This window comes from Micromonospora sp. NPDC002411, from assembly GCF_053592955.1.
This window is the reverse complement of record NZ_JBSFBM010000044.1, coordinates 1-20,737: the sequence shown is the minus strand read 5'-3', so window position 1 is coordinate 20,737 and position 20,737 is coordinate 1. Positions and strand designations below refer to the sequence as shown.

Below are 20,737 nucleotides of genomic sequence, written 5' to 3'. Positions count from 1 at the left end.
CTCCTGTCTGGGGGTGGGCGGCTATTCGCTGTGGAAGGTGGCGGAGCCGCGCTCGGCGGTCGAACTGACGGCCTCGATGTAGAGCAGCCCGTCGCGGTGGCGCACGTACCGTCCGGGGAAGTTCTGCGATTCCAGGGAGAGCCCGGCGCTGTCGGCGAGGCCGGCTCGGCGTTGGAAGCTCGCGTCGTTGCCGAAGAGGGACGACCCGTCGTTTTTCTCGACGTACAGCGCATAGCCGCGGTGCCGCAGGTAGTAGCCGGGGAAGTTGGTCGACTCCAGCGACACCGATCCGCCGCCGGCGAGGCCGTTGACGATGCGGAACTGGGAGTCGGCCAGGTTGGTCACGTTCGGCTCGATCCGGGCCCGGTAGTCGTAGTGCCGTACGTAGCTGCCGCTCAGGTCATGCGCCCGCAGCCGGACCGGGGTGGCCCCGTCGGGCACCGGAATGCCGAAGTTCGGGGTGCGGTCGGCGTTCCAGTACAGCTTCTGGAGCCTGGTCCGCCGGTTCGGATCGTTGAGCGGATCGCCGCTGATGTCGCGGTAGTTGCGGTCGTGGTAGACGAGGATGTCGCTCTGTCCGTCCTCGGAGACGGTGAAGGAGTTGTGGCCGGGGCCGTACTGGCCGGTGGCCGCGTTGCTGGCGAACACCGGGGTGGGGCTCTTGCTCCAGGAGGCGGCGTCGAGCAGGTTCGCGCTGGCGGAGGCGGTCAGCATTCCGAGGCAGTAGTTGGCGTCGGTGGCGCTGGCCGAGTAGGTCAGGAAGATGCGACCGTTGCGCTGTATCACCGCCGGTCCCTCGGCGACCCGGTAGCCGCGGGTTTCCCAGTCGTACGTCGGCACCACGAGGCGGGTCACCGTGCCTGTGATCTGCCAGGGGTTGGCGCCCATCCGGGCGAGGTAGACGTTGGAGTTGTTGGGCATGCTCGGTTCCTGCTGTGCCCAGGTCAGATAGCGCACCCCGTTGGCGACGAAGGTCGAGGCGTCGAGACTGAAGGTGTCCCAGGGTGTCGTGATCCGGCCGCGTTCGGTCCATGAACCGCTCAGCGGGTTCGCGTTGGCGTTCTCCAGCACGTACATCCGGATCCGCCACACGTCGTCGGTCCGGCCGGCGGCGAAGTAGACGTACCACCGGTTGTTGATGAAGTGGATCTCCGGTGCCCAGATGTGGGCGCCCATCTCTCCGCTGGTGTGTCGGTTCCAGATCGTCGTCTCCGCCGCCGTCGCCAGCCCTTGCAGGGTGGTCGCGCGTCGCAGCACGATCCGGTCGTACTGCGGCACGGTCGCGGTCATGTAGTAGTAGCCGTCGGTGTGCCGGACGATGTGCGGATCGGCCCGCTGGTTGACCAGCGGGTTGGTGTAGTTCACGGCTGGTGCGGCCTGCGCCGGCCCGGCCACGGGCAGCCCGGCCGACACGGCGAGCACCGCCAACGCGGCTGCCACTGCCGACCGTAGGCGTCGGGGGCCGGTTGGCGCGGAACCGACTGCTGGGCAGATGACCGGACCGGTGCGGGGGAGTGGCAGCGACATCTGTCCTCCGTGCGGTTGGTGAGCGTCCAGACGACGCCACCCGGGGACGGTCGACCTACGGCATCCCGCCGGGAAGAAGCGTGAGCGGGCAGGGGAGACATGACGGTGGCGTTACGTCGAGGTGGCGAAACAATGTTCGCGTTAACATCGATGCATGTCAAGGTCTGGCGGTCCTGCGGCGCCCCTTTGGTGATCATGCTCGACGAACAGCGGACCGCCGGCATCCCCGCCACATCGGCTTCGTCGCGGGGATGGCCAGCGGGGTCATTGGCGCCCGGCCGAGCGCGTCACCGGGGGGCGGCGCCCAACTCCACCAGCCTGTCCTCCAGTCCGTACGCGATCCGCAGTTCGCGGAAGTCGTCGGCCGCCTCCGGACCGCGCTGCGGGACCGGCTCCAGCATGACCCGGTGCAACCGTTGGATCTCGGCGGTCGGCTCGACGCCCAGCTCGTCCCGTACCACCCGGCGGAGTCGCTGGTAGACCTCCAGTGCCTCGGCGCGTCGACCGCAGCGGTGCAGCGCCACCATGAGCTGACCGTAGAACCATTCGTTGAGTGGGCGGGCGATCACCAGCGACTGCAGCTCGGGAACCATCTCGCGGTGGCGTCCCAGCCGTGCCTGCGCCTCGATACGCAGCTCGATCGCCCTGGTCCGCAACTCCTCGAGATTGGCCGCGTGTGCCGCCAGGACCGCACCCTGGTTCACGCTCGCGAATGCCGGGCCACGGAACAGGGCCAGGGCGGCGCGCAACTGATCGCTCGCCTCTTCCCACCGCTCGGCCTGGAAGCTCTCCGAGCCTTGGCGCAGCAGTCGTTGGAACTGGCTGGCGTCCGTCTCGTCGACGCTGGCGTCGAGGAGGTAGCCGGGTGGTCGGGTGAGCAGGACGTTGCGTTCCGGCCCGGTGAGTTGGTTCTGCGCGAACATCCGGCGCGCGTGGTAGACGTACGTCTGGAGGGTGGTCAGGGCGCTCTTCGGCGGGCGATCCCCCCACAGTTCCTCCACCAGCGTGTCGACGCTGACGACCTCGCCGGCCCGGGCGACGAGAAGGGCGAGGACCTGACTGATCTTGGATACTCCGAGCAGTATGGTCTTGCCGCCGTCGGTGATTATCTCCAGTGATCCGAGAACAAGGAATTCCATTCTTCCCCCCGATGAACTGTTACTTGACCGTCGTGTCGGGATTCAACGCGCGTCAGTGCCGCTGATTTCCCTCGGTCGGCCTTTCGACCTGCTGCCGTCGCTTGTCCTCTCGGTAGTGCGAGATCGCACTCGTCATTCGTGCCCCCGCCCGTGGCGTGACGGGAGATGCTTCCCTTGCTCGATCGACGCTGATGGCCCCCCATCGACGTCGGCGCTCACCGTGCGTACACAATCACTACTACCTACCGCTGTCAATGGTTCTGTTGGTGCCTTCAATCGGACAGCCGGCAGTTGGTGATTGGTTTTCGAATGACCATCGCGGGATAGTTGTGAGCCCCGACACAGTTCGTTACCTCTCAATGTCCGTTTAGGTGCGATGACCCTCTTTGTCGTCGGGCAACAGCTATTACCGGCAATTATTGCGCCGGTAACAATATTGTGGGCAGTGGCGGCGCAAGGGTCCGAAGTCGGCCTCGAAAGCGGCCTTGAACAGGGCGGCAACGGCCCGGGACCACACCTGACCACCCCGGCTCGCCGGAGCGCGACGCCGTCGATCCGACAGCACGAGAGGTACGACCCACCCGATCGGGTGCGGTAAACGCCTTGACGCCAGCCGTCGCTGGACCCGGTTCGACTCGATCGCCACTGTCGAGGATCGCCTAGGGGTTGACGAGGGTGCCAAAGGCTCGGTTGAAGTAGATGGCCGGCTTGCCGTCGTCCACCCGGGCCTGCCGTACCCGGCCCAGCAGGATGACGTGGTCCCCAGCCTCGTCGATGCGCTCGGTGGTGCACTCCAGCAGCGCGAGCGCCCCGTCCACCACTGTCACACCGCCGGCTCCGAGCACGAACCGCCCCTGGGCGAACTTGTCGGCACCCTTGCGAGCGAACCGCATCGCGAGGTCAGCCTGCTCGGCGCGCAGCACGCTCACGGCGAACCGGTCGCAGTCGGCGAAGGCGGGGAACGAGTTCGCCGAGCGGGCCAGGCAGACCAGTACCAGCGGCGGCTCCAGGGAGACCGAACAGAAGGAACTGGCCGTGAAGCCGTGCGCGACACCTGCGGAGTCGACGGTGGTCACGATGGTCACCCCCGAGGCGAACCGCGACATGGCCGCCGTAAAGGTCGACCGGTCGAGGTCGCGCCGCGTGGTCTCATCCAGGTCCGAGGAATGCACTGGCGTCACGGCACGGCCCTTCGTCGGCGAGTCAACACCGTCCACGGTGCCCCCACGTCCTCGAAGACCACTCGATGCCGCCTCGACTCCCACCGACGCGGCCCGATCCGAATCCGGCCGATGTTCGAGCGGCGGACCGCATCGTTGGTGACCAGCCGCGTCCGCACGAACGACGTGTCTGCCGAGGAGGACGGATGACCCTATTGACGACCCGTGGCGCCGAGGAGGCGCAGTGGGTGCTCTGCCAGGGCTGTACGACACCGTTGTACCGCAAGCGGTGGACGCGTGGCCGGAAGGTCTGCCCCGAGTGCGGGTACCACGCACGGCTCACCGCGCCGGAACGGCTCGACCAACTCGCCGATCCCGGCACGCTCGAACCGCTGCCGTTCCCCGCCGTGACCGAGGACATCCTCGGTTTCGTCGACACCGTCGCGTACCCTCGCCGGCTGGCCGACGCGCGGGCCCGGACCGGCCTGGACGAGGCCGTCGTGTGCGCCCGGGCCGCCATCGACGGCCACCCGGTCGTCGTCGCCGCGATGGACTTCCGATTCCTGGGCGGCAGCCTCGGTGTCGGTGTCGGTCAACTGATCGCGATGGCCGCGGAGACCGCGCTGGTCGAGCGGATTCCGCTGCTCATCGCCACCGCCTCGGGCGGTGCCCGGATGCAGGAGGGGACGTTGGCGCTCATGCAGATGGCCCGCACCAGCGCAGCGCTCGGGCAGCTCGACGACGCCGGCATCCTGACCATCTCGTTGATCACCGACCCGACCTACGGTGGCGTCGCCGCCTCCTTCGCGACCCTGGCCGACGTCATTGTCGCCGAGCCGGGCGCCCGGCTCGGGTTCGCCGGCCGCCGGGTCATCGAGCAGACCATCCACCAGGTGCTCCCACAACGGTTCCAGACGGCGGAGTTCCTGCTGGAGCGGGGCTTCGTGGATCTGGTCGTCCCGCGTGACCGCCTGCGTGCCGAGCTGTCCCGGCTGTTGGCGGCGGTCGCCGTACCTCCTGGTGGAGCGACTCACGACGGCCAGCCGGTGCCGACGGTCAGCGATCCCGGTCTGCTCCCCGAGTCCGACCCGTGGGAGCAGGTACGCCTCGCCCGTAAGCTCGATCGACCCACCACCCTGGACTACCTGTCGATGGCCTTCACCGACTTCCAGGAACTGCACGGCGACCGGTCGGGTGGTGACAGCCCCGCCGTGGTCGGCGGCACGGCGCGGCTCGCCGGCCGACCGGTGATGGTGATCGGCCACCAGAAGGGACACACGGCGGCCGAGCTGAACCAACGCAACTTCGGTATGCCCGGCCCGGACGGCTACCGCAAGGCTGCTCGCCTGATGCGTCTGGCCGACAAACTGGGCCTGCCCGTGGTGACCCTCGTCGACACGCCGGGGGCCTATCCCGGCGCGGACGCCGAGGAACGCGGCCAGGCGGTGGCCATCGCCGAGAACCTGCGGCTGATGGCCGGTCTGCGGGTGCCCGTCGTCACCGTGATCATCGGCGAGGGCGGAAGCGGCGGCGCCCTGGCGCTGGCCGTGGCGAACCGGGTGCTGATCTTCGGCAACGGCGTCTACTCCGTGATCAGCCCCGAGGGGTGCGCGGCGATCCTGTGGCAGGACCCGGCCGCCGCTCCCCGGGCCGCCGCGGCGCTCGGCGGCTCCGCCCGGGACCTGCTACGGCTCGGGATCGTCGACGGCGTCATCCCCGAGCCCGACGGTGGCACGGGCGAGGACCCACTGCGCGCGGCCGACCGGTTGCGGGCGACACTGGTTCCGCTCATCGGCGAACTGTCGGACATGACACCGCAGGCTCTCGTCGCCGACCGGCGGGAACGCTTCAACGCCTTCGGAACGGCGCTCACCGTCGAGACCGGGCTGCGGCCGCTGCGGGAGGAGGTCTCGTGACGGCCCGACTCTTCCACAAGGTCCTTATCGCCAACCGGGGCGAGATCGCGGTGCGGGTCGTCCGGGCGTGCCGCGAGCTGGGCGTCGCAAGCGTCGCTGTGCACTCCACTGTTGATCGGGAGTCACGGGTCGTCCGCCTGGCCGACGAGGCCGTGCAACTCGGTCCGGCACCGCCGAAGCTGAGCTACCTCAATGCCGCCGCCGTGCTGGAGGCGGCCCGGATGACCGGCGCCGACGCCATCCACCCCGGCTACGGCTTCCTCTCCGAGGACCCCGACTTCGCCGACGCCTGCGCCGCCGAGGGCATCACGCTGATCGGTCCGCCGGCCGCGGTGATGACGCAGCTCGGCGACAAGGCGTCGGCCCGCACGTTGATGTCCGAGGCTGGTCTGCCGCTGCTGCCCGGCAGCCTGGACCCGCTCTCCGCCGAGGAGGCCCATCGGCTCGCCGACCGGATCGGCTATCCGGTGATCGTGAAGGCCACCGCCGGCGGTGGCGGTCGGGGCATGCAGGTCGTGGGCTCCTCGGCCGAATTCCCGGACGCCTACCGGCGCACCCAGGCGACCGCCCGGATGCTCTTCGGCAACGGCGAGGTGTACGTGGAGCGGTACCTCGCCGAAGCCCGGCACGTGGAGATCCAGGTGCTGTGCGACGGGCACGGGCACGCGGTCCACCTGGGGGAGCGGGACTGCAGCGTGCAGCGCCGGCACCAGAAGCTGATCGAGGAAACCCCGGCGCCGAACCTGCCGGACGGTCTCGCGGAGCAGATGGGCAAGGCCGCGGTCGCCGGAGCGCTCGCGGCCGGGTACGTCGGCGCGGGCACCTTCGAGTTCCTGGTCGACCGGTCCGGCGGCTTCTACTTCATGGAGGTCAACTGCCGGATCCAGGTGGAGCATCCGGTCACCGAGATGGTGACCGGGGTGGACCTGGTGGCGGAGCAGATCCGGATCGCCGCCGGCCAGCCGTTACGCCTTACCCAGGAGGACGTGCGGCTCTCCGGGGTGGCGATCGAGTGCCGGATCAACGCCGAGGACCCACGGCACGGCTTCGCGCCGACCCCCGGGCGGTTGACCGAGTTCATCCCGGCCGGCGGGCCCTTCGTCCGGGTGGACACCCACGCGTACCAGGGGTACGTCGTCCCGCCCAACTACGACTCGTTGCTGGCCAAGCTGGTGGTCTGGGCGCCGCAGCGGGACCAGGCGATCGCCCGGATGCTCCGCGCGTTGGGCGAGTTCCACGTCGCAGGTGAACGGGTCAGCACCACGACCGACTTCCTCGCCGACGTGCTCGCCACGGACGCGTTCCGCACCGCGACACACAGCACCGCGCTCGTCGACCAACTGCGCTGAGAGCCGCTCCAGACGTACTCGACCGGGCTTCGAGCACCGGCCGACAGCCTGGACACCGTCGCCCGGCGCGTGCGGCCGTCCGGCACACCAACTCGCAACGGAGGAACAATGACGCAGGACAAACGGGTCGCGCTGGTCACCGGCGCGACGAGCGGCATCGGGCTGGCGATCGCCCGTCATCTCGCCCGCGACGGCGTGTCGGTCTACATCTGTGGTCGGAGCGAGCAGACCCTCGCAGAGACCGTCAAGTCCCTCGGCGACGAGGGGTTGCAGGTGGACGGGAGCACCTGCGACGTGACGTCGCCGACGGAGGTGCAGGCGTTCGTCCGGACCGCCGTCGAGCGGTTCGGGCCGATCGACATCCTGGTCAACAACGCCGGACGCTCCGGTGGAGGTGTCACCGCCGAGATTCCGGACGAACTCTGGTTCGACGTGATCAACACGAACCTCAACAGTGTCTTCCTGGTCACCAAGGAGGTGTTGAACAACGGCGGCATTCTCGGCCGAGGTCGGGGACGGATCATCAACATCGCCTCCACCGGTGGCAAACAGGGGGTGCTGCACGGGGCGCCGTACTCGGCGTCGAAGCACGGGGTCGTCGGGCTGACCAAGGCCCTCGGGCTGGAGCTGGCCAAGACCGGCGTCACCGTCAACGCGGTCTGTCCCGGGTTCGTGGAGACGCCGATGGCGCAGCGCGTCCGGGAGGTCTACTCCGGTCTCTGGCAGGTGCCCGCCGACGAGGTGCTCGAACGGGTCAACGCCCGGGTGCCGATCGGCCGTTACGTCCAGCCCGACGAGGTGGCGGCGATGGTCGGCTACCTGGTGCACCCGGCTGCGGACGCGGTCACCGCGCAGGCGTTGAACGTCTGCGGCGGGCTCGGAAACTACTAGGGGCCGGCCGTGACGCAGGCAGAGACCAGGGACGACCAGCACCTTCTGGAAACCGTCGAGCACAGCGTGCTGCGGCTGCTGTCCGGCTTCCGTGACCCACCGGCCCGACTGGAGATCACCGCGGGAGCGGTCACGGTGACCGCCGAATGGGCGGCCGGCGAGGGTGTCGGCGGCACCGTACCGGTGGCACCGGCGCGTGCGGCGACGAACGTGTCGGACACCCCCGCCGACGACCGGCTGCTCGTCCGGGCCCCGACCGTGGGGGTCTTCTACCGTGCCCCACAACCGGGCAGCCCGCCGTTCGTGCAGGTGGGCGACCAGGTCGCCGCCGGTCAGCAGATCGGCATCGTCGAGGCGATGAAGCTCATGATCCCCGTCACCGTGGACGCGCCGGGAGCCGTTCTTGACGTCCTGGTCGCCGACGGCGCGGCGGTCGAGTACGACACACCGCTCGTCGCCCTGTCCGCGGCCGAGGCGGATTGAACCGCCGCCCAGAATCGAGGAGAAACCATGATCACGACCGGTGTCTCGACCGACCTCTACGCCGAGGTGCTGCAGTTCTACGCCCGGCAGATGCAGGCGCTCGATGGCGGTGACTTCCAGGCGTACGCCGACAGCTTCACCGACGACGGCGAGTTCACTCACTCGCCCGGTCTGCCGCCGGCCCGGACCCGCGCCGGCATCGCCGCCGAATTGACCGAGTTCCACCGTCGGCGTTTCTCCGGTACGCCGGTGCAGCGGCGGCACTGGTTCAACCACGTCGTGTTGGACCACCGCCTGGACGGCGGAATCGACTCGACGAGCTACGCCCTGGTGCTCACCGTGTACCCGGGGGAGAAGCAGCCCGAGATCGGGCCGAGCTGCGTGGTACGTGACGTGCTGGTCCGGGTCGACGGCGACCTGCGGCTCGCGTCGCGTCGCGTCGACCACGACCAGGAACGCTGACATGGGTGCGGTCGTCGTCATCGGCGCCGGCACCATCGGGACCGGCTGGATCGCGCTGTTCACCGCGCACGGGTTGCCGGTGCGGGTGAACAGCCGCCGGCCGGACGCCGAGAAGGTGGTGCGAGCCGGGCTGGAGCTGTTCGCGCCCGCGTTGCCGGGGGCGCCGGACCCGGCGGCGCTGCTGAACCGGATCGAGTTCGAGCCGGACCTGGCCCGCGCGGTCGCCGACGCCGAGATCGTCTCCGAGAACGTGCCCGACGACCTGGAACTGAAACAGCGGCTGTTCGCCAGCATCGAGCGGACCGGCACCGAGGCGCTGCTGCTGTCGTCGACGTCGAAGCTGGTGCCCGACGATCTCGGGGCCCGGATGCGGGACCCCGCCCGACTCGTCGTGGCCCACCCCTTCAACCCGCCACACCTGGTGCCGCTGGTGGAGGTCGTCGCCGGCAACGCCACCGCAGCGACGGCCGTCGACAAGGTGATGGTGTTCCTGCGATCGGTGGGCCGGCAGCCGGTGCTGCTCCGCCGCGCCCTCCCGGCGTTCGCCGCCAACCGGCTCCAGTCGGCGTTGCTGCGCGAGTGCATCCACCTCGTCGTGGAGGGGGTGCTGACGGTGCCGGAACTCGACGACCTCGTCACCAACTCGATCGGCCTGCGCTGGTCGACCATGGGCCCGTTCCAGGCGTTCCACCTGGGCGGCGGGGAAGGCGGCCTGCGCGGGTGGTTGTCCCACCTGGGTTCCGGCCTGGAACGGGGCTGGGCCCAGCTGGGCACCCCGGCCCTGACCGACCACACCCGGGAGCTGCTGGTCACGCAGACCGAGCAGGCGTACGGCGACCGCACCTACGCCGAGTTGGCAGCCGAACGCGACCGGATGCACCTGGCGGTGCTCGACGCCCTCGCCCGTGCCCGGGCCGAACCTTCCTGATTGGAGCGCGCACAGATGCGAGTGATGCAGTTCGACAGTTACGGCGGGCCGGAGGTGCTCGTCGCCGCCGACGTCGCCCTGCCGCAGCCCGGTCCAGGCCAGGTGCGGATCCGGGCCGAGGCGATCAGCGTGGGCTACGCGCAGACGCAGATGCGGCGCGACGTCTTCCCGGCGCCGATGTGGAGACCGGTGTTCCCGGTGGTGTTGGGTGGTGACGTGGTCGGGCGGATCACCGGGGTCGGCGACGACGTGACAGGTGTCCGTGTCGGCGACCGGGTCGGCGCATTCACCCTGTACGGCGCATACGCCGAGGAGGTCGTGGTAGACGCTGCCACTCTCGTGCCGGTGCCGGAGTCGTTGGACGCGGCCGAGGCGGCGGTGCTGCCGGGCACCGGTCTGATCGCCGGTGGTGTGCTGCGTACCGCGTTGCTGCGTAAGGGGGACGCCGTTCTGGTGCATGCCGCCGCCGGCGGCATCGGCCACCTGGCCGTGCAACTGGCGAAGGCGGCGGGCGCGAGCCTGGTCGTGGCGACCGCCGGCTCGGCGTCGAAGCGCGACTTCGCCCTCTCGCTCGGCGCGGACGTGGCGGTGGACTACACGCGGGCCGACTGGGCGGCCGAGGTGCGCTCCGTCACCGGTGGCCGTGGCGTCGACGTCGTCCTGGAGAGCATCGGTGGGGTTGTCGTCGAGCAGGGCCTGGACCTGCTCGCGCCCGGCGGTCGCCTGGTCTTCTTCGGCTCCTCGGCGGCCGAGCTGGCCGTGCCCACGGTGCCGCTGATGAAGCTGATCGGTCTGCGCTACGTCACCGGGTTCGCCCTGTCGGCGTGGCGGGGCGGTCGACCCGACGAGTATCGCGAGGTCCTCGACGAACTGACCTCCCGTCTGCTCGACGGGCGGCTCCGCTCGTCCGTGCACGCGCGACTGCCGCTGACCGCTGCCGCACGGGCCCACGAGCTGGTGGAGAGCCGGGCCCACCCCGGTCGGGTGGTGCTTGTACCGGGGCTGGACTGAGCTTCGAGCCAGGTTCAGGTAACCGTCCGTAGCGTCCATCGTGGTTCGTTTCGGTACCTCACAAGGAGATGAGATGGCAGGTAACAGGAGATGGATGGGCCGGTTCGGCATGGGCGCCGTGGCGCTCAGCGGGGTGCTCGCGTCGGTGGGTGTCGCGAACACCAGTGCCGGTGCCGCCACACCGCCGGCGCCGGTGACCACCCACAGCACCGTCGCCTACGACTGCCGCACCACAGTGCAGCAGGGCTTCCACCCGGTCGTCTACAGCCGTGACTTCGACGTCACGGCACCGGCCTCGGTCGCCGCCGGGGCCGAGTTCGACGTGACGCTGGACCCGACGCCGATCACCGCGTACGCGGAGTACAACCAGACCGTGACCGACGTCCAGGTGGCGTACGCCATCCCGCGCGACGCCAAGGTCAAGAGCTACTCGCTGGTCGGCGGCTCCGGTCTGGGTGCGGCGTTCACCTGGGTCGAGGAGCGCGACGGCGCGCTGGTGGTGCGCAGCAGCGGCCCGTTCACGGGTGGCGTCGAGTTCGACCTGCCCTCGCTGGCGGTGCACCTGAAGGCCGGAAAGAAGGCGGGTGCCGTCGTGTTCGCCCCCGGTGGCCGCAGCTACGTGGAGCCGGGCTTCGGCTGGTTCCGGTACCAGCCGATCCTGAACGAGTGGGGTCCGTTCCAGTGCTTCCCCGACCCGGCCCTGCCGCCGGTGGAGCTGGCGCGGGTGACCGTCACCAAGTGACGTACGGGGCGGGCGTCGGGACACCGGGGCCCGCCCCTCTCCGCGACAATGGGACTCCACTTACCAAAAGCACTGAAAGGAACCCTCATGCCGCTCGCGATGGCGATCACTGAGTTCGGCGACGCTGACGTTCTGCGACCGTTGGAGGTGCCCGAGCCGTCCGCCGGGCCCAGCCAGCTCCGCGTGCGCGTGCGGGCCGCCGGCGTCAACCTGATCGACTGTCGGATCCGGTCCGGGTTCATGCAGTCCATCTACCCGGCGACCTTCCCGCAGGTGCTCGGCAACGAGTTCGCCGGTGTGGTCGACCAGACCGGGCCGGACGTGACGGGCTTCGCGGTCGGCGACGAGGTGCTGGGCTTCGCCTTCCTGCAGTCGTACACCGAGGTGCTCGTGGTCGGGGTCGACCAGGTCGTCGCCAAGCCCGCCGACCTGTCGTGGGAGGCCGCCGGCTCGCTCTCCGCAGTGGGCCAGACGGCGTACAACGCGCTGCGTGCTCTGCGGGTCACCACCGGGCAGACCGTGCTGGTGCACGCCGCCGCCGGCGGTGTCGGCACCATCGCGGTGCAACTGGCCCGGGCCTTCGGCGCGACGACAGTCATCGGCACCGCCAGCCCGGGTAACCACGACTACCTGCGGTCGCTCGGAGCCGAGCCGGTCGCCTACGGCCCCGGGCTCGCCGACCGTGTTCGGGCGTTGGCCCCGGCGGGTGTGGACGTCGCGCTCGACGCCCATGGCGGCCAGGAGGCGTTGGACGTGTCGCTGGCGTTGGTGCCGGACCGCACGAGCATCGGCACCATCGCGAACTTCCGCGCCGCTGGCCAGCACGGCATCACCATGCTGCGCGGCGAGCGGTCAGTGGAGACCCTGGCCGCGTTGACCCAGCTGTACGACGAGGGCGGTCTGCGGCTGCACGTGCAGCGCACCTACCCGCTGCGGCAGGCCGCCGACGCCCACCGCGAGGCCGAGGCCGGGCACGTACGCGGGAAGCTCGCCCTCGTCGTCTGACGGCTCCACCTGGAGGACACCGTGCCGCCGCCCCTCGACTCCGGACACCCTCGACGCTGGCGGATCCTCGCGGTGCTGGTGTGCTGCCTACTGTCGATCATCCTGGACAACACCGTGCTGAACGTCGCGCTACGGACCCTCACCGATCCTCGGCACGGTCTCGGCGCGACGCACAGTCAGTTGGAGTGGATCCTCAGCTCGTACACGTTGGTCTTCGCGGCGTTGCTCTTCGCCTGCGGCGCGGCGGCCGACCGCTTCGGCCGTCGCCGGCTGCTGCTGTTCGGGTTGGTGGTGTTCGGGCTGGCCTCGCTGGCCTCGGCGTACGCCGACAGCCCTCTGACCTTGATCATCACCCGGGCCGTGATGGGCGTCGGCGCCGCCGCGGTCATGCCGTCCACGCTGGCCGTGATCGCGGCGGTCTTCCCGATGCGCGAGCGGCCCCGGGCGATCGGCGTCTGGGCCGGGGCGGTGGGCTTCGCCCTGGCCATCGGGCCGATCACCGGAGGGCTCCTGCTGTCCCGGTTCTGGTGGGGCTCGATCTTCCTGGTCAATGTGCCGCTGGTGCTCGGCTGCGTCGTCGCGGTGCTGCTGGTGGTGCCGGAGAGTCGGGGACACCCCGACCGGGGCCTGGACCTGCCGGGCGTGGGGCTGTCGGTCGCCGGTCTCGCCGCGCTGGTGTACGGGGTGATCGCCGGAGGTCGACTGGGCACCGTGACCGACGTGCGGGTATGGGCGCCGATCCTGGTCGGCGTGGCCGCGCTGTGGCTGTTCGTCCGCCACGAGCGGCGTGCCGCCCAGCCCGCCTTCGAGCTGTCCTTCCTGCGCGATCCGGCCTTCTCCGCCGCGCTGGTGGCCGTCGGTTTCGTCTCCTTCGCGATGCTGGGTTTCCTGTTCTTCAGCGCGTTCTACCTGCAGAGTGTGCGCGGCTACAGCCCGCTGCGCGCGGGTTCCTTCACGCTGGCGCTGGCCGCCGCCAACGTCCTGGTCGGCCCGCTCAGCGCGGTGGCGGTCCGCCGTCACGGGCCGAGGGCGGTCTGTACCGCCGGGCTGCTGTCGGTGGGCGCCGCGTTGCTCGGGGTGGCCCTGGTGCGCCAGCACACGCCACCGTGGGCGCTGGTGCCGATGTTCGCCCTGCTGGGCGGTGGAATGGCCGCCGTGCTGCCGGCGGCGTCGATGTCCATCATGACCGCCATTCCCCGGGAGAAGGCCGGGGTCAGTTCGGCGATGAACAACACCGTCCGGCAGGTGGGCAACGTGCTCGGGGTGGCGGTGCTCGGTTCGGTGCTCGCGTCGACCTATCGCGCCGGCGTCTCCGACGAGTTGACGGTGCTGCCTGCTGCGGCGCGGCACGACGCGGGAGAGTCGCTCGACGCGACGCTGGCCGCCGCGCTCGCGCGGGGCGGCGACACCTCTGCCCTGGTCGCGGCGGCCCGCGCGGCGTTCATCGACGCGATGCACCTCACCGCAGTGCTCGCGGCGCTGTTGGCGCTGGCCGGGGCGGCGGTCACCCTGCGCTGGCTGCCTCGGAAGCTGCCGACCCAGGACCGGCCCTCCGCGGCGATACCCGGCCGGCCGCAGCGCTACGCAGTCGAATCGTCACCGAAGCCTTAGGATGAGCCGATGTCTTTCACCGATGTGGAGATCGAGTACCTGACCTCGCAGCGACTGGGCCGATTGGCGTCGGTCGCGCCCAGCGGCGCCCCGCAGAACAATCCGGTCGCCTTCACCTACAACCCGGCCACCGGCACGATCGACATCGGCGGTCACAACCTGACCTCCAGCCGTAAGTTCCGCAACATCAAGGCCGACCCACGGGTGGCGTTCGTCGTCGACGACCTGGCCTCGACCAACCCGTGGAAGGCCCGGGGCGTCGAGATCCGGGGCCACGCCGAGGCACTGGTGGACGTGGAGCCGCCGCACCCCTACTTCGGATCGGCGATGATCCGAATCCGGCCGCGTCGCATCATCACCTGGGGGATCGACGACGCGCCGATGGCCGGCCGCGACGTCGAGCCGTGACCGACCGGCCGACATAGCGCTCTTCGAGTGGGCCGCGAGCCCGCCCTGACACCGTTGACCTGCAACCGCGGGACAGCCGGGAGGGGCGCAGATGACGGCACCGACAGCGCAGCAACTCTTCGAGGACGACTTCACCGACGGCGTACGCAGCGGAGCGGGGGCGCCCTGGCGGCTCCGCCCCGTCGACGCCCTGCCGACCGGTGACGGCGTCGTCCGTACCACCCCCAACGGCCTGGTGGTCGTACCGACCGGGGTCGACGCCCGTTCCGGCGCGCCGGCCTTTGCGCAGCCGGCGACGCCGGTGCAGCACCTGCGGTGGGCGGCGTTCACCACGCACGTGTCCCCGTCCGGCCGCCCGGGTTTCGAGACCGTCGACGGGCAACTGCTGACAGTGTCGGCCGACGTGGCACTGCGTGGGTTCGGACTGGACACCCACCCGTACGACGACGTCACCGACGCCACTGTCGACATCCGGCTCGGCGCCGGGGGCCTCATCTCCGTCGACCTGGAATCCGGCGTCGTGTTCGACTTCTTCCTCACGCACCACCGCCTCTACGCGGTGTACGAGCGGCTGGCGCTGCGTCCGGATGCACGCTTCGCGGCGTTCACCTATGCGGTGCCGGTGGCTGACCGCCGGCCTGAGCAGGTGCACCGGCTGGAGGTCTCCTTCGAGCGGGCTACCGGCACGGCCCGGTGGCGGGTCGACGGGGCCGAGGTGCTGTCGGTCGACCGGGTCGGCACGCGCTGCCTCGACGCGGCGTACCTCAAGCGCGACAACGGCGGCGTCGAGGAGTCGGTGCTGCCCGGCCAGCTCAGCTACGGCCTCGGCCTGTTCGCCGACCGCATGTACGGCCAGGGCGTCGAGCTGTCCGCCGGCCGGCTGCGGGTCACCGCTGTTCCGCGTCCCTGACGCCACCCGCCACCTCTTCTTTCGTCACCTCTGGAGGTCAACCGTGTCTTCTTCCGACAAGACCGTGCTCGTGCTCGGTGCCACCGGTAAGCAGGGTGGATCGACCGCCCGACACCTTCTGCGGCGGGGCTGGTCGGTCCGCGCGTTCGTCCGCGACCCGAACGCCGCGAAGGCCAGGGCGTTGGCCGACCTGGGCGCGACCCTTGCGGTCGGTGACCTGGAAGACGCCGAGTCGGTACGGCAGGCGATGAAGGACGCGTACGGGGTGTTCAGCATCCAGACCCCGATGAGCGAGCACGGTGTGGAGGGTGAGGAGCGGCACGGCAAGACCTGCGCGGACGCGGCGAAGGAGTTCGGCGTCCAGCACTACGTGCACAGCTCCGTGGGCGGCGCCGAGCGGCCCGAGGGCATCAACTGGCGGTTGTCCAAGCTCGCCATCGAACAGCGGATCGTCGAAAACGGGCTGCCGTTCACCTTCCTACGCCCCTCGTACTTCATGGAGAACCTCAACCACGACATGTCACCGCTCGTCCTGGTTGACGGCGAGTTGGTGTTCCGGCGCGGGCTGGGCCCGACCAACACCCTCCAGATGATCAGCGGACCGGACATCGGTTACTTCGCGGCCGATGCCTTCGACAACCCGAAGCGGCACATCGGGGCAAAGATCGAACTCGCTGGTGACGAGGTGACCGGCGACGAACTCGCCGCCGCGTTCGGCCGACACGCCGGCCTGCCGGCCAGGTTCGAGTCGGTGCCGCTGGACCAGCTGCACGAGGAGGGTCTGGTCTGGCAGTCCATCTCCTACCGCTGGCTCAACGGCATCGGCTACCACGCCGACATTCCCGCGCTGCGGGCCCAGTTCCCCGGGCTGCTCACCCTCGACCAGTGGCTGGCGAAGACCAACTGGCAGCCGCTGCCACCCGCGTCGACCGAGTGACCGACCCACCGCGACACGAGTCGCGTACGAGCGCGCGACGCCATGGTTGAACCGAATCGATGAGGGGGCCGAGATGCCGGATCTGTTGGCGGCGACACGTGACGTCGTCGAGCTCGCGGCGAAGAACGCCGCCGACGCGGAAACCAACCGCAGACTGGACCCGGAGGTGGTCCGGGGCGTCGTTGCGGCCGGGTTCGCCCGACACTTCGTGCCGACCCGGTTCGGCGGCCGGGCCTCGACGTTCACCGGTCTGGTCGAGCCGGTGGCCGTGTTGGGCGAGGCGTGCGTGTCGACCGCCTGGTGCGCCTCGCTCACCGCGGCGCTGGGCCGGATGACAGCGTATCTGCCTGTCGAGGGCCAGGCCGAGGTCTGGTCGGACGGGCCGGACGCGTTGGTCGTCGGGGCGCTGATGCCACTGGGCCGGGCCGAGCCCACCGAGGGAGGCTGGCGCCTGTCCGGCAGTTGGCCGTTCGTCAGCATCGTCGAGTACTCCGACTGGGCGCTGGTCTGCGCGATGGCGCCCGGTGCGGACCGCCCGCAGCCGTGGTTCTTCGCGGTGCCGCGCGACACCTACCGGATCGCCGACACCTGGCACACCATGGGGATGCGGGGCACCGGCAGCAACACGTTGATCCTGGATGACGTCTTCGTTCCGAGCGAGCGCGGGTGCAGCCGCGAGAGCATCGCCGCCGGCGACGCGGTGGCCGCCGAGGCGATCTGCCACACCGTGCCGATGCGCGCCGTCAACGGCCTGGCCTTCGCCGTGCCGGTCCTGGGCGCGGCGCGAGGCGCGGCGGCGGCCTGGACCCCGTGGGTTGCCGAGAAGCTCGCCGGCGGCTCGAACGCGATCTCGGCCCTGGACCGGGGAGCGTACGAGCAGACCCTGGCGCGGGCGCACGGCGAGATCGACGCGGCGCAGCTCCTCCTGGAACGGGTGGCGCGGGTGGCGGACGCGGGCGGCGTGACCCCACTGGCGGTGACCCGTGGCTCCCGCGACTGCGCCCTCGCCGCCGAGACCCTGGTCGCGGCGACCGACCGACTCTTCTCCACAGCGGGCACACGAGCCCAGGCCGAGAACAACCCGCTGCAGCGGTTCTGGCGGGACGCGCACGCGGCGGCCAGCCACATCGGCCTGCAGTTCGGCACCGCTGCCAGCGCCTACGCCGGCCGGCTGCTCGCCGGTCGCTGACGACACCACACTTTCGGAGGCAAACAGTGAATCCGACCAGGACGGACGCGGGTTTCGTCGCGATCGTCACCTTCCCCACCGACGGCCCGGAGACGGCACGCGAGCTGGTCGAGCTGGCGACCGGGGGAGTACAGGAGTGGATCCGGGCGGTGCCCGGGTTCCTCTCCGCCAACTACCACATCAGCTCCGACGGCACCCAGGTCGTCAACTACGCCCAGTGGAGCAGCGAGGCGGCCTACCGCGAGTCCTTCACGAACAACCCCAGGTCGGCCGAGGTGCGAGCGTCACTCAGCGCGCTGCCGGGCCTCACCGGGCCGCCGCGCTCGGTCTTCTGCACGCTCGCCGCCAGCATCCTGCCGGCGCCGGTCGAGGAGACGTCCCCGTGAGCCGCCGGGTCGTTCTCACCGGGATCGGGGTACGGACCCCGGGCGGGTCGGGCGCCGACCAGTTCTGGGATCTGCTCACCGCCGGCCGCACGGCCACCCGCCGGATCAGCTTCTTCGACCCCGCGCCCTACCGCTCCCAGGTGGCCGGCGAGTGCGACTTCGACGCCGAGGCCGAGGGCTTCACCCCACGTGAGATCCGCCGGATGGACCGGGCCACCCAGTTCGCCGTGGTGTGCACCCGCGAGGCGGTGGCCGACAGCGGTCTCGACCTCGACGGCGTGGAACCGCACCGGATCGGGGTGAGCCTGGGCAGCGCGGTCGCCGCTGCGACGAGTTTGGAGAACGAGTACCTCGTCCTGTCCGACCGGGGGCGGGAGTGGGAGGTCGACCCGACGCACCTGTCGCCGTACATGTTCGACTACCTGACCCCGGGCGCGATGGCGGCGGACGTGGCCTGGACGGTGGGGGCGGAGGGGCCGGTGGCACTGGTCTCCAACGGCTGCACCTCGGGGCTGGACGCGGTGGGGCAGGCCGCGCAGGTCATCCGGGAGGGTAGCGCCGACGTCATGATCACCGGCGCGACGGACACCCCGATCACCCCGATCGTCGTCGCCTGCTTCGACGCCATCAAGGCGACCACCCCGCGCAACGACGAGCCGGCCCGCGCTTCCCGACCGTTCGACGGCTCCCGCAACGGCTTCGTTCTGGCCGAGGGCGCAGCGATGTTCGTGCTGGAGACCCACGAGCGGGCAGTGGCACGCGGCGCGCACATCTACGCCGAGGTGAGCGGCTACGGGGCGCGCAGCAACGCGTACCACATGACCGGCCTGAAGACGGACGGTCGGGAGATGGCCGAGGCGATCCGGGCCGCGCTGGCCGAGTCGCGGCTCGACCCGGAGGCGATCGACTACATCAACGCGCACGGCTCGGGCACCAAGCAGAACGACCGTCACGAGACGGCGGCGTTCAAGCGGAGTCTGGGTGAGCACGCGTACCGGACGCCGGTCAGCTCGATCAAGTCGATGGTCGGGCACTCGCTGGGCGCGATCGGCTCCATCGAGATCGCCGCGTGCGCGTTGGCCATCAAGCACAACGTGGTGCCGCCCACCGCGAACCTGCACGACGCCGACCCGGAATGCGACCTGGACTACGTGCCGGTCGTGGCGCGGGAGCGCCGGCTCGACGCCGTGCTGACGGTGGGCAGCGGGTTCGGTGGTTTCCAGAGCGCGATGGTGCTCACGCGGGCGGGGGGAACGCGATGACGACGGTGGTCACCGGGGTTGGTGTCGTCGCCCCGAACGGGCTCGGGGTGGACTCGTACTGGAAGGCGACGCTGGACGGGGTCAGCGGCATCGCACCACTGACCGGGTTCGACACGTCCCGGTATCCGGCCCGGCTCGCCGGGCAGATACGCGACTTCGACGCCCGCGACCACATCCCCGGCCGACTGCTGCCGCAGACCGACGTCTCCACCCGGTACGCGTTGGCGGCGGCGGACCTGGCGCTGGCCGACGCTCAGGTGCGCACCGACGCGCTACCCGACTACGACATGGGGGTGGTGACGGCCAACGCCCTCGGCGGCTTCGCCTTCACTCACCGCGAGTTCCACAAGCTCTGGTCGCAGGGGCCGGAGTACGTCAGCGTCTACGAGTCCTTCGCCTGGTTCTACGCGGTCAACACCGGCCAGATCTCCATCCGCAACGGTATGCGTGGGCCCAGCAGTGCCGTCGTCACCGAGCAGGCCGGCGGGCTCGACGCGATCGGGCACGCACGGCGCTCGATCCGACTGGGTACCCCACTGATGCTCACCGGTGGGGTCGACTCTGCGCTCGACCCGTGGGGCTGGGCGTCGCACCTGTCCAGCGGCCGCGTCAGCCTCGTCGAGTCGGCCGACCGGGCGTACCGGCCGTTCGCCGCGGACGCCACCGGCTACGTGCCCGGCGAGGGCGGGGCCATCCTGGTGCTGGAGGACGAGGCCGCGGCGCGACGTCGCGGTGCCGGCCCCGGCTACGGCCGGGTCGTCGGGTACGCCGCGACCTTCGATCCCCCACCTGGTTCACCGCGCCCGCCGGCGCTGCGCCGCGCGGCCGAGGCCGCCCTCGCCGATGCCGGCATCGGACCCGCCGACGTGGGTGTGGTCTTCGCCGACGCGGCCGGCGTCGCGGAGCTCGACCGGGCCGAGGCGGAGGCGCTGCGCGGGATCTTCGGACCGCGCGGCGTGCCGGTCGCCGCGCCGAAGGCGCTGGTCGGGCGGCTCTTCGCCGGTGGGGGAGCGCTGGACGTCGTCACCGCCCTGCTGGCGATCCGGGACGGCGTCATTCCGCCGGTGCCGCGCGCCGTCGACGTCCCGGACGACTACGGCCTCGATCTCGTGTACGGCGAGGCCCGGCAGGCCCCCCTGTCGTACGCGCTCGTCCTGGCCCGTGGCAAGGGCGGCTTCAACTCCGCGGTCGTGGTCGGTCAGGCCACGACCGGACATCAGCAATGATCGAGAGGACCAGGTAGATGACCGACATCACCCTCGACGACCTCCGGCGTGTCATGGCCGCCTGCGCGGGCGCGGACGAGAGCGTCGACCTCGACGGCGACATCATCGACGTGCCGTTCGAGGATCTGGGCTACGACTCGCTGGCCGTGATGGAGACGGCCGCGATCCTGGAACGCGACTACAAGGTCACGATCC

Annotated in this window: 21 protein-coding genes; 18 read left to right on the top strand and 3 right to left on the bottom strand. The window is 70.5% G+C overall.

What is annotated here, in order from left to right; translation table 11 throughout:
* Positions 1-21: 21 nt before the first annotated feature.
* From ACWCO3_RS08445 to ACWCO3_RS08435, 3 genes are all read right to left on the bottom strand, one after another.
* Complete coding sequence (locus ACWCO3_RS08445; RefSeq protein ID WP_450009161.1) at positions 22-1,440, bottom strand: family 43 glycosylhydrolase; 1,419 nt, start codon at positions 1,438-1,440, stop codon at positions 22-24.
* 374 nt (positions 1,441-1,814) lie between these two features.
* Positions 1,815-2,666, bottom strand: coding sequence for an AfsR/SARP family transcriptional regulator (locus ACWCO3_RS08440; protein WP_450009159.1), 852 nt, complete (start codon positions 2,664-2,666; stop codon positions 1,815-1,817).
* Positions 2,667-3,325: 659 nt separating this feature from the next.
* Positions 3,326-3,772: a flavin reductase family protein gene (locus ACWCO3_RS08435; protein ID WP_145785571.1), complete on the bottom strand. Its 447-nt coding sequence runs from the start codon at positions 3,770-3,772 to the stop codon at positions 3,326-3,328.
* A 260-nt stretch (positions 3,773-4,032) separates the two neighbouring features.
* Here ACWCO3_RS08435 and ACWCO3_RS08430 point away from each other — a divergent pair, with 260 nt between their 5' ends.
* The 18 genes from ACWCO3_RS08430 to ACWCO3_RS08345 all read left to right on the top strand — a co-directional run.
* Positions 4,033-5,742 carry an acetyl-CoA carboxylase carboxyltransferase subunit alpha gene (locus ACWCO3_RS08430; protein ID WP_450009157.1) on the top strand — a complete coding sequence of 570 codons (1,710 nt, stop codon included), beginning with the start codon at positions 4,033-4,035 and terminating at the stop codon, positions 5,740-5,742.
* Positions 5,739-7,091 carry an acetyl-CoA carboxylase biotin carboxylase subunit gene (locus ACWCO3_RS08425; RefSeq protein ID WP_450009155.1) on the top strand — a complete coding sequence of 451 codons (1,353 nt, stop codon included), beginning with the start codon at positions 5,739-5,741 and terminating at the stop codon, positions 7,089-7,091. Before ACWCO3_RS08430 ends, ACWCO3_RS08425 begins: the two co-directional genes overlap by 4 nt.
* 108 nt (positions 7,092-7,199) lie before the next feature.
* Complete coding sequence (gene fabG, locus ACWCO3_RS08420; protein WP_450009153.1) at positions 7,200-7,982, top strand: 3-oxoacyl-ACP reductase FabG; 783 nt, start codon at positions 7,200-7,202, stop codon at positions 7,980-7,982.
* Positions 7,983-7,991: 9 nt separating this feature from the next.
* Entirely contained in the window at positions 7,992-8,465 is a 474-nt protein-coding gene (locus ACWCO3_RS08415) for an acetyl-CoA carboxylase biotin carboxyl carrier protein (protein ID WP_145780230.1), read from the top strand.
* Between the two features lie 27 nt (positions 8,466-8,492).
* On the top strand, positions 8,493-8,927 hold the full coding sequence (locus tag ACWCO3_RS08410; RefSeq protein WP_358050759.1) for an SgcJ/EcaC family oxidoreductase: 435 nt from the start codon (positions 8,493-8,495) through the stop codon (positions 8,925-8,927).
* A 1-nt stretch (position 8,928) separates the two neighbouring features.
* Positions 8,929-9,855, top strand: coding sequence for a 3-hydroxyacyl-CoA dehydrogenase NAD-binding domain-containing protein (locus ACWCO3_RS08405; protein ID WP_357928564.1), 927 nt, complete (start codon positions 8,929-8,931; stop codon positions 9,853-9,855).
* 24 nt (positions 9,856-9,879) lie between these two features.
* A complete protein-coding gene (locus ACWCO3_RS08400; RefSeq protein WP_450009150.1) occupies positions 9,880-10,866 on the top strand; it encodes a quinone oxidoreductase family protein in 987 nt (328 codons plus the stop codon).
* 73 nt (positions 10,867-10,939) lie between these two features.
* Entirely contained in the window at positions 10,940-11,608 is a 669-nt protein-coding gene (locus tag ACWCO3_RS08395) for a hypothetical protein (RefSeq protein WP_145780238.1), read from the top strand.
* An 87-nt stretch (positions 11,609-11,695) separates the two neighbouring features.
* Complete coding sequence (locus ACWCO3_RS08390) at positions 11,696-12,613, top strand: NADP-dependent oxidoreductase (RefSeq protein WP_145780239.1); 918 nt, start codon at positions 11,696-11,698, stop codon at positions 12,611-12,613.
* Between the two features lie 21 nt (positions 12,614-12,634).
* Positions 12,635-14,224, top strand: a complete 1,590-nt coding sequence (locus ACWCO3_RS08385; RefSeq protein WP_208744982.1) for an MFS transporter — start codon at positions 12,635-12,637, stop codon at positions 14,222-14,224.
* Between the two features lie 9 nt (positions 14,225-14,233).
* The gene (locus ACWCO3_RS08380; protein ID WP_355023728.1) at positions 14,234-14,632 is read left to right on the top strand and encodes a PPOX class F420-dependent oxidoreductase; all 399 of its coding nucleotides are present in this window, start codon (positions 14,234-14,236) and stop codon (positions 14,630-14,632) included.
* A gap of 91 nt (positions 14,633-14,723) precedes the next feature.
* Positions 14,724-15,542 (top strand): DUF6081 family protein, encoded by an 819-nt coding sequence (locus ACWCO3_RS08375; RefSeq protein WP_145780245.1) that lies wholly within the window; start codon positions 14,724-14,726, stop codon positions 15,540-15,542.
* A gap of 43 nt (positions 15,543-15,585) precedes the next feature.
* On the top strand, positions 15,586-16,479 hold the full coding sequence (locus tag ACWCO3_RS08370) for an NmrA/HSCARG family protein (protein ID WP_450009146.1): 894 nt from the start codon (positions 15,586-15,588) through the stop codon (positions 16,477-16,479).
* 73 nt (positions 16,480-16,552) lie between these two features.
* A complete protein-coding gene (locus ACWCO3_RS08365) occupies positions 16,553-17,668 on the top strand; it encodes an acyl-CoA dehydrogenase family protein (RefSeq protein ID WP_450009144.1) in 1,116 nt (371 codons plus the stop codon).
* 26 nt (positions 17,669-17,694) lie between these two features.
* Complete coding sequence (locus tag ACWCO3_RS08360; RefSeq protein ID WP_450009142.1) at positions 17,695-18,054, top strand: antibiotic biosynthesis monooxygenase family protein; 360 nt, start codon at positions 17,695-17,697, stop codon at positions 18,052-18,054.
* A complete protein-coding gene (locus ACWCO3_RS08355) occupies positions 18,051-19,316 on the top strand; it encodes a beta-ketoacyl-[acyl-carrier-protein] synthase family protein (protein WP_450009140.1) in 1,266 nt (421 codons plus the stop codon). Before ACWCO3_RS08360 ends, ACWCO3_RS08355 begins: the two co-directional genes overlap by 4 nt.
* Positions 19,313-20,542 carry a ketosynthase chain-length factor gene (locus tag ACWCO3_RS08350; protein ID WP_145780253.1) on the top strand — a complete coding sequence of 410 codons (1,230 nt, stop codon included), beginning with the start codon at positions 19,313-19,315 and terminating at the stop codon, positions 20,540-20,542. The genes ACWCO3_RS08355 and ACWCO3_RS08350 overlap by 4 nt, the downstream gene beginning before the upstream one ends.
* Positions 20,543-20,559: 17 nt before the next feature.
* Positions 20,560-20,737: acyl carrier protein (locus ACWCO3_RS08345; RefSeq protein WP_450009169.1), on the top strand; the 178-nt coding region annotated here is incomplete at its 3' end.